At 62.5% G+C, this 12,252-nt stretch carries 11 protein-coding genes; 5 read left to right on the forward strand and 6 right to left on the reverse strand.

The features are described from left to right. On the reverse strand, nucleotides 1–703 hold a 703-nt coding region (hemB, locus tag RMO18_RS00215), incomplete at its 3' end, for a porphobilinogen synthase (protein ID WP_309663223.1). A gap of 143 nt (nucleotides 704–846) precedes the next feature. Here hemB and RMO18_RS00220 point away from each other — a divergent pair. Together RMO18_RS00220 and mfd are read left to right on the forward strand one after the other, a co-directional pair. Next, entirely contained in the window at nucleotides 847–1,371 is a 525-nt protein-coding gene (locus RMO18_RS00220) for a component of SufBCD complex (protein ID WP_309663224.1), read from the forward strand. 42 nt (nucleotides 1,372–1,413) lie between these two features. Further along, nucleotides 1,414–4,872 carry a transcription-repair coupling factor gene (gene mfd / locus RMO18_RS00225; RefSeq protein ID WP_309663225.1) on the forward strand — a complete coding sequence of 1,153 codons (3,459 nt, stop codon included), beginning with the start codon at nucleotides 1,414–1,416 and terminating at the stop codon, nucleotides 4,870–4,872. Here mfd and RMO18_RS00230 read toward each other — a convergent pair. From RMO18_RS00230 to RMO18_RS00240, 3 genes are read right to left on the reverse strand one after another with little or no spacing between them, the layout of a single operon-like run. Next, the gene (locus RMO18_RS00230) at nucleotides 4,869–6,038 is read right to left on the reverse strand and encodes an MFS transporter (protein WP_309663232.1); all 1,170 of its coding nucleotides are present in this window, start codon (nucleotides 6,036–6,038) and stop codon (nucleotides 4,869–4,871) included. The genes mfd and RMO18_RS00230 overlap by 4 nt on opposite strands. Nucleotides 6,039–6,097: 59 nt before the next feature. Beyond that, nucleotides 6,098–6,745 carry a DsbA family oxidoreductase gene (locus RMO18_RS00235; protein WP_309663226.1) on the reverse strand — a complete coding sequence of 216 codons (648 nt, stop codon included), beginning with the start codon at nucleotides 6,743–6,745 and terminating at the stop codon, nucleotides 6,098–6,100. Next, complete coding sequence (locus RMO18_RS00240) at nucleotides 6,742–8,241, reverse strand: class I adenylate-forming enzyme family protein (protein ID WP_309663227.1); 1,500 nt, start codon at nucleotides 8,239–8,241, stop codon at nucleotides 6,742–6,744. The genes RMO18_RS00235 and RMO18_RS00240 overlap by 4 nt, the downstream gene beginning before the upstream one ends. Before the next feature lie 64 nt (nucleotides 8,242–8,305). Between RMO18_RS00240 and RMO18_RS00245 the strand changes: the two genes are divergently transcribed. The 3 genes from RMO18_RS00245 to RMO18_RS00255 all read left to right on the forward strand — a co-directional run bounded on the left by RMO18_RS00245 (nucleotide 8,306) and on the right by RMO18_RS00255 (nucleotide 11,166). After that, entirely contained in the window at nucleotides 8,306–8,929 is a 624-nt protein-coding gene (locus RMO18_RS00245; RefSeq protein ID WP_309663233.1) for an XRE family transcriptional regulator, read from the forward strand. Between the two features lie 91 nt (nucleotides 8,930–9,020). Then, nucleotides 9,021–9,761, forward strand: coding sequence for a metallophosphoesterase family protein (locus tag RMO18_RS00250; protein WP_309663228.1), 741 nt, complete (start codon nucleotides 9,021–9,023; stop codon nucleotides 9,759–9,761). 1 nt (nucleotide 9,762) lies between these two features. Then, on the forward strand, nucleotides 9,763–11,166 hold the full coding sequence (locus RMO18_RS00255) for a bifunctional serine/threonine-protein kinase/universal stress protein (RefSeq protein ID WP_309663229.1): 1,404 nt from the start codon (nucleotides 9,763–9,765) through the stop codon (nucleotides 11,164–11,166). Nucleotides 11,167–11,247: 81 nt separating this feature from the next. Here RMO18_RS00255 and RMO18_RS00260 read toward each other — a convergent pair whose 3' ends face one another. Both RMO18_RS00260 and RMO18_RS00265 read right to left on the reverse strand, forming a co-directional pair. After that, nucleotides 11,248–11,364 (reverse strand): lipoprotein, encoded by a 117-nt coding sequence (locus RMO18_RS00260; RefSeq protein ID WP_309663230.1) that lies wholly within the window; start codon nucleotides 11,362–11,364, stop codon nucleotides 11,248–11,250. A 20-nt stretch (nucleotides 11,365–11,384) separates the two neighbouring features. Then, the coding region (locus RMO18_RS00265; RefSeq protein ID WP_309663231.1) for an ABC transporter substrate-binding protein at nucleotides 11,385–12,252 on the reverse strand (868 nt) is incomplete at its 5' end.

Genomic DNA, 12,252 nt, shown 5'->3' on the forward strand with positions numbered 1-12,252 from the left:
TGTTGGCGGGGTTCATCTGGTAGGTCTTCTTGTCGCCCTTCAGCGCGCCACTTGCACCGACCGCATCGCGAAACGGGCCGTAAAAGGCGGAGGCATATTTGGCCGCATAGCTGAGTATCGCCACATCCTTGTGGCCGCCCGCCTCCAGCGCCCGCCGCATTGCCCCGATCCGCCCATCCATCATGTCGGATGGCCCGAGGATATCGGCGCCGGCTTCGGCCTGAGCAAGGCTCATCCTGACCAGCGCCTCGATGGTTTCGTCGTTCAGGATCACCCCGTCACGCACCAGACCGTCATGGCCAAGGGCGTTGTAGGGATCAAGCGCCACATCGGTCATCACCGCAATTTCGGGGACCGCGGCCTTGATTGCACGGATCGCCCGGTTGGCAAGGTTGTCGGGGTTCCATGCCTCTTCGCAACCCACGGTCTTCAGCGCGGGATCGGTGTAGGGGAACAGGCAGATCGCAGGGATCCCCAGACCGGCAGCCATTTCGGCCGCCTGAACCACCAGATCGACCGAGAGGCGTTCGACGCCAGGCATCGACTTGATCGGATCGCGCTGTCCCACCCCGTCGCGCACGAACACCGGCCAGATCAGATCCCCCACACCAAGCACCGTCTCCTGGGTCAGCGTCCGCAGTGCGGCTGTGCGACGCAGCCGACGCAGGCGGGTCAGCGGAAAGGGCGCAAAGGTGGGGTGCATGGCGATATCCTCGAATTGGCGGAACAAGCGGGGGCTTGCGACTTTGCCTTCTGCCTGCCATGGAAAGAGCCGCGCCTCAAGAGTGGTCTCGGTTCGTCCGGGGCGATCTGGCGCAAGGTAATGTGGAAAGGAAGGCCAGTTTCGTGGACCTGATTGCTACGGTTTTCGAAATCATCGACATGCGGTCCTTTTCCAATCTCTGGTATTGGATTGCGCTTGCAGTGCTGTGGTCTTCGACCAGCCATTGGGTGATGGGCGTGCCTTATGACATGCTGCCGCGGGCGCGCCGTGAGGGCGGGCAGGCGCAGGCGGATGTCGAGGAGCTGGCGCGGATTTATTCCAGCCGGTTGTTGGCGGTGGTGCGGGCAGCCGGACTGTGGATTGTGGCGCTTGGCTGCTTCTGGATGAGCGTTCTTGGCGTTCTGTCGTTTTACTATGATGTGGAATTCGCGCAGGCGGTGTTCTTTCTGGTGGCCCCGATGACCATCGTGATCTGGCTGAGCCTGCGATGTGCGCGGTTGATCGAGGCGGGCGAAAACAGTGGCGAAGCGCTGTATCGGCGGCTCAGCATCCATCGGCGGTTTCTTCAGGTGCTGGGGATGGTGTCGATCTTCATCACATCGCTGTTCGGGATGTGGCAAAATCTCAGCAACTCCATTCTCAACTGACCGGTCGTTGACCGGCTTCAACAGACAAATCAGTCGGATAGAATGACAGCAGAGCGTATCATGCTGGGCGGTGCGCCCGAGGGGTTTGACGCCCGCCTGGTGGCCCGTGAACTGGCGCGGGGCCGCCCGGTGATGCATGTCGCGCGCGACGACAAGCGGGCCGAGGCGATGCGGGCGGCGTTGGCCGTGCTGGCGCCCGACGCGGTGGTGCTTGAGTTTCCGGCCTGGGATTGCCTGCCCTACGACCGGGTCAGCCCGAACCCGGACATTTCGGCACGGCGGATGGCGACGCTGGCACTGCTGGCCGACGGGCTGGCGGGCCCGTTTGTGGTTTTGACCACGCTGAACGCGGTCACGCAGCGGGTGCCGGCGCGGGACGTGGTGCGCGCGTCTTCGTTCCGCGCCAGAGTTGGCGACCGGGTGGATGAGGCGCGGCTTAAGGGATTTCTGGCGCGCATGGGGTTTTCGCCGGTGTCCACGGTGGCCGAGCCCGGGGACTACGCGTTGCGCGGCGGGATCGTCGATGTGTTTCCACCGGGGCCGGGGGGGCCGATCCGGCTCGACTTCTTCGGCGATGTGTTGGATGGCGCGCGGCGGTTTGACCCTGAGACCCAGCGGACCGTGGAAAAGCTGAAATCGGTGGACTTTGCGCCGGTGTCGGAAGTGATCCTGGATGAGGCGGCGATTGCGCGGTTTCGCCAGAACTACCGCGTCGCGTTCGGGGCATCGGGCGCGGATGACCCGTTGTACGAGGCGGTCAGTGCCGGGCGCAAACATCAGGGGATGGAGCATTGGCTGCCGTTCTTTCACGCCGGGCTGGAGACGTTTTTCGAGTATCTGCCTGAGGCATCGGTGATGCTGGATGACCAGGTCACTGCGGCGCGCCTGTCGCGCTGGGAGGGGATCGACGACAGTTACGACGCCAGATCCGAAGCGATGGGTGCCAAGGGCCGGCTGGATAGCGTGTACAAGCCGGTGGAGCCGGGGTTGCTGTATCTGGACGACGCCGGGTGGGAGGCCGCACTGGCAGACCACCGGGTGGTGCAGCTATCGCCCCTGCCGCAAAGCCCGGGGCCGGGTGTCCTGGATGCGCAAGGCCGCATCGGGCGCAGTTTCGCACCTGAGCGCCAGCAGGAAAAGATAAACCTTTTCGGGGCTTTGACGGATCATGTTAAGGCGCTACTGGCATCTGGGCAGGTGGTTGTTGCCAGCTGGTCCGAGGGGGCAAGGGAACGTCTGAAGGGCCTATTGGCCGATCAGGGGCTGATGGGCGCGCGTGAAGTTGCGGACTTCCGCGATGTGCCGGACGGCAAAGGCGATCTGTTCTTGATGATCTGGCCGCTGGAAGCAGGATTTACTGCGCCCGGCCTGACGGTGATTTCCGAACAGGACGTGCTCGGTGACCGCATGGTCGGCAAGCCGCGCAAGCGGCGCAAGGCCGACAACTTTCTGCGCGAGGTTGACACACTGACACCGGGCGATCTGGTGGTGCATGTCGAACACGGCGTCGGGCGCTATCTGGGGTTGGAGACGATCACCGCACTGGGCGCACCGCATGCCTGTGTGATGCTGGAATATGCAGAGAACGCAAAGCTTTACCTGCCGGTCGAGAATATCGAACTGCTGAGCCGCTATGGCCATGAAGAGGGGCTTCTGGACCGGCTGGGCGGCGGTGCGTGGCAGGCCAAGAAGGCCAAGCTGAAGGAACGCATCAAGGAAATCGCCGACCGGCTGATGCGGATCGCGGCGGAACGGGCGCTGCGTCACGCACCGATTCTGGAGGCGCCGCATTCCATCTGGGAGGCGTTCGCGGCGCGGTTTCCGTATCAGGAAACCGATGATCAGCTGACCGCGATCGCGGATGTCACGGCGGATCTTGAAAAGGGCAGCCCGATGGACCGGCTGATCGTGGGCGACGTGGGCTTTGGCAAGACCGAAGTGGCGATGCGCGCGGCTTTTGTTGCGGCGTTGTCGGGCATGCAGGTGGCGGTGATCTGTCCGACCACGTTGCTGGCGCGTCAGCATTACCGCAGCTTTGCCGAACGTTTTCGTGGATTTCCTATATCGATCAAGCCTTTGTCCCGCTTTGTTTCAGCAAAGGACGCCAATGCGACGCGCGAGGCGATCAGTCAGGGCACAGTGGATATTGTCGTGGGCACCCACGCGCTTTTGGCGAAGTCGATCAAGTTCAAGAACATCGGTCTGCTGGTAATCGATGAAGAACAGCATTTCGGCGTGACCCACAAAGAGCGGCTGAAGGAAATGCGGTCTGAGGTGCATGTGCTGACGCTGACCGCGACGCCCATTCCACGCACGCTGCAGTTAAGCCTGACCGGGGTGCGCGATCTGTCGATCATTGCCACCCCACCCGTGGACCGGCTGGCGATCCGCACCTATGTGGCCGAGTTCGACACCATCACCATCCGCGAAGCGCTGCTGCGGGAACGGTTCCGGGGCGGGCAGTCATTCTATGTGGTGCCACGGATTTCGGATATCCACGAGATCGAGGATTTCCTGAAGACCCATGTGCCGGAAGTGAGTTACGTGATCGCACATGGGCAATTGGCGGCGGGCGATCTGGATGACCGGATGAACCAGTTCTACGACGGCAAGTACGATGTGCTGCTGGACACCAGCATTGTGGAATCCGGTCTGGATATACCCACGGCGAACACGATGATCGTACATCGTGCCGACATGTTCGGGCGGTCGCAGTTGTATCAGATCAGGGGCCGGGTGGGCCGGTCGAAGACCCGGGCCTATGCCTATCTGACCACCAAGCCTCGCGCGCCGCTGACCCCGCAGGCGACCAAACGGTTGCGGCTTCTGGGCAGTCTGGACAGCCTTGGGGCGGGGTTCAATCTGGCGAGCCATGACCTTGACCTGCGCGGGGCCGGCAATCTTTTGGGCGATGAACAGTCGGGCCATATCAAGGAAGTCGGCTACGAGTTGTACCAGCAGATGCTGGAAGAGACGATTGCCAAGATCAGATCCGGCGAGTTGCAGGGGCTGACCACGGTGGATGACGGCTGGAGCCCGCAGTTGAACCTGGGCGTACCGGTGATGATTCCGGAAGAATATGTGATCGATCTGGACGTGCGGCTGGGGCTGTACCGACGGCTGTCATCGCTGGGCACCAAGGTGGAGCTTGAGGGGTTTGCGGCCGAATTGATCGACCGGTTCGGGCCGTTGCCGAAAGAGGTGAATACCCTGATGCTGATCGTGCGGATCAAGGCGATGTGCAAGCGGGCCGGGATCAGCCGGCTGGATGCCGGGCCGAAAGGTGCCACGATCCAGTTTCACAACGACAAGTTTGCCAATCCGGCCGGGTTGGTCGATTTCCTGAAAGCGCAGGGGGGTGCCGCGCGGGTGAACGGCACCAAGATCGTGCTGACCGGCGAGATGAAGACCGAGGCTGACCGGATCAAAGGCGCGTTCAACATTGCGCGCGATCTGGCAGAGGTGATCAAGGCCGGCACAAAGCTGGCAGCAAAGGCCTAAGCCTCTTTCGGGGCCAAAGTCTCGGCCAGACCAAAGCGGATCAGCGATAGCGCCAGGATCAGCAGGACCAGCACCCCCGTCATCAACGGGATCGTCGTTCCATTGAAGGCAAGGCCAACCGGAATTGCCAAAAGCACGCTGCCCACTGTCGCAACCGAACCGATCACCGATGCGGCCAGCCCGGCGATATGGCCCACGGGTTCCATGGCCAATGCGTTCAGGTTGCCCATGCTCAGCCCCATCATGGTGAACAAACCGACCGACCACAGGATATGTGACGCGAAGGCCAGACCCTCCGGCATTGCGCCTGAAGAGTTTGCGGCAAGACAGATCGACGTAACCAGGATTTGCGCGACAAAGGCCCCGATCACCACGCGGCGCATGCCAAGGCCCATCACGATGCGGGTGTTGAGAATGCTGCCCGACATCGACGCCAGGGCGATGAACGCAAACCACAGCGGAAAGCTTTCTGCGCGGTCAAAGCGGACCTCGAAGATGCTTTGCATCGATGACAGCGCGGCAAACAACGACGCGAGAGTGACCGTCTGCACCATCGTTGAAACCACGACCGCACGATAGGTGGCGAGTTCGCGTGTCGCCTGCCAGAGCGAGGCGATTGCCAGCGGGCGGCGGGCCTGCACCGCCAGGGTTTCAGGCTGGCGCAGGCCCATCCAGATCATCGTCAGGGCAGAAAACGCGATATAGGCGAGGAAAATTGCGCGCCAGCCGGCCAGCGCGATGATGCCTTGGCCCATCAGCGGCGCAATGGCTGGAACCAGCGTGAAGATCATCATCGCAAAACTGATGACGCGCGACATTTCTCGGCCTTTGTAGAGGTCGCGTACCATTGCGACCGACACAGTCCGCGGGCCGGACGCGCCGATGCCTTGGATGACCCTTGCCAGCAGCAGGGTTTCAAGGGTGGGGGCAAAGAAGCATGCAAGGGCGGCAAGCGCAAACAGGGCGGAGGAGAACATGATCACGCGCTTGCGCCCGAAAGCATCTGAAAGAGGCCCTGCGAACAGGGTGCCAAGCCCCATTCCAAAGACGAAACTGGTCACCACAAGCTGCGCCGCGTTCGGCGCATCGGGGGACAGGCTTGCCGCGATGCTTGGCATGGCGGGCAGCATCGCGTCGATTGAAATGGCGATGGTGGCGAACAGCATTGCGATGATTGCAATGAATTCGGTCTGCGAAATGGGTTTTTCGGTCAAAGAAGGACCCTTTAGGCTGAAGGCTGTTGGGAAGCCACGGTCAACTCTTCGATGACTTGACCCCAGAGATCGGGCGGCTGTGCACCCGAAAGGACGTATTGCTGCGCAATCAGATAGGTCGGAACGGCGGTCACCCCTTTGCGGCGGGCATCAAGATCGCGTGCGGCAAGATCGTCACGGTCCGCGTCGGTGGCAAGCAAGCGCTGCGCAAGGGTTGCGTCCATGCCGACCTCGCCGCCAATTGCCGCGAGTGTGGCGGGATCGCCGATGTCGCGCCCGTCGCGCCAATAGGCGCGGAACAGGGCGCTGACCATCGCGGTCTGCTTGCCTTCGAGCCCGGCCCAATGGATCATGCGGTGGGCATCAAGGGTGTTCGGCACCCGGGAAATGTTGGCAAAGTCGATCTCCAGCCCGGCACTGCGTGCGGCGTCTTCAACGCGGGCGTAGATCTGGATGGCCTTGTCCTTGCCGCCAAACTTTTCCTCAAGGTAGGACCGGCGGTCGACACCTGCGGGCGCCATTTCGGGGTTCAGCTGGAACGGGTGCCATTCGATTGCAAACGGGTGATCCGCGCGGCGTTCAAGGGCGCGATCAAGGTTCGCTTTGCCGATGTAGCACCATGGGCAGATGGGATCGGAGAAGATGTCGAGGCGGATCATGCGCCTTCCTTCCGGGCCAGGGCCGCGAGGGTGCGGCGGTCCAGCTTGCCATTGGCCGTGCGCGGAAGTTTGTCAAGATGATGATAGCTGCGCGGCTGCTTCCAACGGGCCAGATGCACGCTAGCGTGATCGTGCAGGGTGGTGGCATCGATTGGCTGGTCGCTTTCGTAGTAGCACGCGATGATCCGGGTGCCGGGGGCCACTTCCACCTCGATCGCGGCGCATGTCGCTAATCCCTGCAGTTGTTGCATTGCATATTCCACCTCTTGCGGGGCCACGCGAAAGCCGCCTGGGTTCATCATGTCGTCGGCGCGGCAAAGCCATGTGACAGCACCGTTGTCGGCCATGACCGCGATGTCGCCGGTGAGGAACCAGTCGCCGTTTTCCGGCAGAACGCCTCCGTAGCCCAAGGTCAGACCAGGGTCGTCGCGGTGGATGGCAAGGGTGCCGGGAGTTCCGCGAGGCACGGGGGTACCGTGATCCAGAAGTGCTACATGACGCCCGTTCTGCACAAATCCGGTGGCTCCGTCAGAGCACGGTCGCGCCGGGGAGGAGGAGATGTAGGTCGAGAGTTCTGTCATACCAAGCGCCTCGTACACCTCGGTGCCTGTTGCTGCGGTCCAAGCGGTGCGTACCGAGGCTGGCATCGTTTCGCCAGCTGACAGACCGTGCCGCAAGTGGGGCAGGGGCGGGATTGTAGCGCGCAAAAGCTGGCGGTAGAGGCCGGGGGCTGCAGCAAAAATGGTGGCCTCGGCACGGTGCAGCAGGTTGGGAAGGGCTGCGGGATCAGTGCCCGTGGCCGGGATCAGGGCAGTGGCACCAAGCGTCCAAGGGTCGATCAGGCCGGTGCCCATGGTGTAGGTCCAGTTGAAGGCACCAGCGTGGAGCAGGCGGTCTGCTTCCGTCAGCCCTTCCCAGCCGTCATGCATCGCTGCACGGGCGAGGACGGCCCGGTGCGCATGGCGCACGGCAAGCGGGCTGCCAGAGGTGCCCGAGGTGAAAATGACATACGCCTCGCGGTTGGGATCGCCTTGATGAAACGGGCACCGAGGGTATCCCTGCCAAGCCGCAAGGTCTGCAGCAACAACCGGAGCGGGGCTGGCTGGCAACGCGATGCCCGGGGTGGCCACGATCATGCGGGGGCGCACAAGGGCCGCCATGCGGGTAATCTCGGTCGCCGTCAGGGCCGCAGCTGTGGCGACAGGCACAAGGCCCGCAGCAATTGCACCGAGATACAGGATCGGGAATGCGGCTGTGTTGCTGAGCCGGATGAGAACGCGGTCGCCCGGGGCAAGGCCACGGGCCAACAACCAACCGCCGCAGCCTAGAATTGCGGCGGTCAGGCGGGAATAGGTCCACGCTTCGGTTCGGTCGGGGTAAAGAACCTCAAGCGCGGTCTTTTCGGGATGCGACAACCCACGCCTCAGGACATGCTGTGCGAGGTTGAACACAGAAGGAACCGGCGGAAACGGGCGGGTGTCGACGATCGAAAGCATCTGCTTTGGTAGCCAGATGGCGTGGCAGTTGCAAGCTTGGGCACTGTCGCGTAACCCTTCGGGCATGAAATCCACCGACCCAAAATCGATGATCCGGATTGCGCGGGAGGCAGGAGGCGAGGCCCATGCCGAGCCCCTCAATCTTGGCGAGCGGGTGCGCGATCTGCGCCGCAGCCGGGGTTGGACCCTGGAGGAAGCCGCGGGTCGCGCGGGGCTTGCAAGATCCACATTGTCCAAGATCGAAAACGGACAGATGAGCCCGACTTATGAAGCGTTGAAAAAGCTGGCCGGGGGGTTGGCGGTTTCGGTGCCGCAGCTGTTTACACCACCGTCAAAGGTGCAGGTAAACGGTCGCATGGCTGTGACCAAGGCAGGCGAGGGCGGACGGCAGGCCACGATAACCTATGAGCACGAATTGTTGGCGGGCAACTTGACGCGCAAGCAGATGCTGCCGTATCGCGCGGTGATCCGGGCGCGCGATTTGGCCGAATTCATTGGCTGGGTTCGCCATGACGGCGAGGAGTTCCTGTTTGTCCTGACCGGTGTCATCCGGCTGTATTCCGAGTTCTACGAGCCGGTCGATCTGCGCCGGGGCGACAGTGCCTATTATGATGCGGTGATGGGGCACAATGTGATCAGCCTGTCGGACGAAGATGCGACGGTGCTGTGGGTGACCTCGCTGGCATAGAGGTCGCGGTGCTTGCGGTTTGATCTGCCGCATGGCGGGGCTGCGGCGTTGCCGTTAGCGATGACTGGGCAAGCCATGGGATAAGGCATTGATGAGATTTGCCGTGCTGACCGATATCCATGCCAACCGCGAGGCGTTTGAAGCCGTTCTGGCCGATGCCGCGATGCGCGGTGCCGATCGGATCGCCATTCTTGGCGACATCGTGGGATATGGTCCAGACCCTGAATGGTGCGTCGACAAGGCGGCAGAGCTGGTGGCGGCGGGGGCAGTGTGCGTTCGTGGCAACCATGACAATGCTGCTGCCGGGGCAGGCGAAGCGATGGGTGGGCTGGCAAGAAAGGTGATCGACTGGACAACGCCCCGGTTGAGTGCTGCACAAAGGGCGTTTCTGGCCGGGTTGCCGATGTCTGCAACCGAAGGCGAGGTGCTGTTCGTGCATGCCTCGGCCAATGATCCGCGGGCGTGGAACTACGTGACATCGGACACCACGGCAACCGGGTCTTTCAGGGCCTGCGCCGCAAGGGTGGTTTTGTGCGGGCATGTCCATATCCCCCTGCTGGCCAGTTGCGATTGGGGCGGGGTGGTGCGGACGCAGGCGTTCCGGATGGCAACGCCGGTGCCGCTGATCCGGTCGCGCCGCTGGTTGGCGGTTGTGGGCGCGGTGGGGCAGCCACGCGATGGGGTGGCGCAGGCGGGATATGCGCTGCTTGACACCGATGCGCAGGAGCTGACCTTTCGCAGGGTTCCGTATGACACGACCAGAACCGTGAAGCGGATGCGCGAGGCAAAACTGCCGGAAGCGCTGGCGCTGCGCCTGATCCGGGGAGAATAGCATGCCCGTCCGCCCGCATCAGGGATTGCAGATCGACGGTTTCACCTTGGGCGAAAGGCTGCATCACGGCGGCTTTGCCACGATCTGGGGGGTGACGCACCCCGATCATCTAATCCCGATGGTGATGAAAGTGCCGACCATCCTTGATGGTTATGACGGCCCGACCATCGTGGGCTTCGAGGTGGAGCAGATGATCACGCCCCGGCTGTCCGGGCCGCATGTGGCAAGGGTGATCGGTCAGGGTGACTTTGCCGTGATGCCTTACATCGTGACCGAAAGGATCGAGGGTGGATCGTTGCTGGATGTGTTCACGCGCGCGCCTCTGCCGTTGTCGGACGTGCTTGAGATTGCGGCGCGGATGGTTGATGCGGTTGCCGATCTTCACGGGCAGCATGTGATCCATCTGGATTTGAAGCCTGACAACTTTCTGCAACGTGCCACCGGCGAGATGGTGCTTATCGACTATGGCCTGAGCCGGCATGACCAGTTGCCGGACTTGCTGGCCGAGGAATTCAACATCCCGATGGGAAGCTTTCCCTACATCGCACCAGAGCAGTATCTGCGCTGCCGCGATGACCTGCGGTCTGATCTGTTTGCGCTGGGTGCGATGATCTACCAGTTGGCGACCGGCAGGCTGCCGTTCGGGGCGCCAGAACGGCTGCGGGGGGTGCGCAGACGTCTGTGGCGCGATCCGGTTCCGCCGCGCGCCCTGCGGAACGATCTACCGGAATGGTTGCAGGAGATCATCTTGCGCGCATTGGAGGTGGACCCGATGCGTCGCACCCAGACTGCGGCGCAGATGGCGTTCGATCTGGCGCATCCGGGGCAAGTGCGGCTGACCAAGCGGGCGATGAAACTGCGGCAAGATAGCCTGTTGACGGTGTTCGATCGGTGGCGGGTTGCGCGCAAGATCCGGCGGTTTACGGCGCCTCTGCCGGTAGCGTCACAATTGGCTTCGGTGACGGTCCTGTGCGTTGCGGTTGACCTCTCACCCGAGGGTGAGGTGCTGGCGGAGGCGTTGCGCAGTGCCGTGAGGCGTATGCTGGTGACCCAGCCCGATGCCCGTGTCGCCTGTGTCAACGTCATCAAGACCGCGCGGATCGGCATCGATCAGGCCACCGATGATGCGGGCAACAACCTGCATGTGCTGCGGCTGGTGGCGCTGCGCGTCTGGGCCGAAGGGATTGATCTGCCGGAGGAGCGGTTGACCCATACGGTCCTGGAGGGCCCTGATCCAGGTCAGGCGATCATCGACTATGCCGCAAGCAACCACATCAGCCATATCCTGATGGGTGCGCGCGGGCATTCGACAACGCGGCGCTATCTGGGGTCAGTTTCGGCGCAGGTGGTGGCGGAGGCGTCGTGTTCGGTGACGGTGATCCGCGTGCCCGAACGGCGGGGGTAAGTCCCTAAGGTCCCGGCACGGGCCGGGGCTTTTGGTGCGCGAAACGTCGGTGCCCTGGCCTTCGCCGGGGCACCAAAGGGGTCAGAAGGTATCCTGAACCTTGCGCGCGCCGGCGCTGACATCCTCGCCGACGCCCGCAATGGTGTTGCAGCCGGCAAGCGCTGCCAGGGTCAACGCCAGAATGATAATTTTCTTCATGCTCTTGCCCTCAGTCTTTGTTATTCCTGATACCACCAGGTGTCAGGCTGGAACCCGATCCAGTCACCATAAAGCGGCAGTCGGTCGGGGAACTTCAGCTCCTTGCGATGCGCCAGCCGCGAGACGTTAGAATACCAGATCGGGATCACATATCTACCCGTGGTCAGCACGCGGTCAAGCGCCTGTGTCGCGGCTGCAAACTCTTCTTTGTCCGGGGCGGCCAGCATTGCCGCGATCATGGCTTCGGCAGCTGGGGAATTCATTCCCATCCAGTTGCGTGTGCCGGGTTCGGTCACGCCTGCGGCGCCCCAGTAAAGCATCTGTTCATTGCCGGGCGACAGCGACAACGACCGGATATAGTGGGTCATGTCAAAGTCGTAGTTGGTGGTCCGCTCCTTGTACTGCGCGCTGTCGACGCTGGAAACGGTGGCGGTAATGCCAAGCGGTTTCAGCGCCTCGATGTAGATTGCAGCGATCGAGGCAACCTCGTCTGCGCCCTGAACAAGGGCGATGTCGAAGGTGAAGGGCGTGCCTTCTGCGTTCTTCAGCACACCGTCTTCGCCTACGGTCCAACCCGCTTCTTCCAGCAGGGCTGCGGCGGTGCGCAGGTTGGTGCGGTTCATTTCGGTGCCGTCAGAAACGGGAAGGGTGTAGCCCTCCAGCGCGCCGGGCAGAAGGTCGGCCTTGAAAGGCGCAATCAATTCAGCGGTGCGGCCGGTTGCGGGCGCGCCTGGTTCCATCCCCAGGAAGGAATTGCCGAAGTAAGAGGTGATGCGCGGCTGGGTGCCACCGGTGATCGCCTGATTGATGAATTCGAAGTTGAATGCCTGGATCAGGGCTTCGCGGACGCGCCAATCCTGAAAGATCGGCTTGCGGGTGTTGAACTCC

It is taken from the genome of Tabrizicola sp., from assembly GCF_031377265.1.
Taxonomy (GTDB): Bacteria; Pseudomonadota; Alphaproteobacteria; order Rhodobacterales; family Rhodobacteraceae; genus JAUYQR01.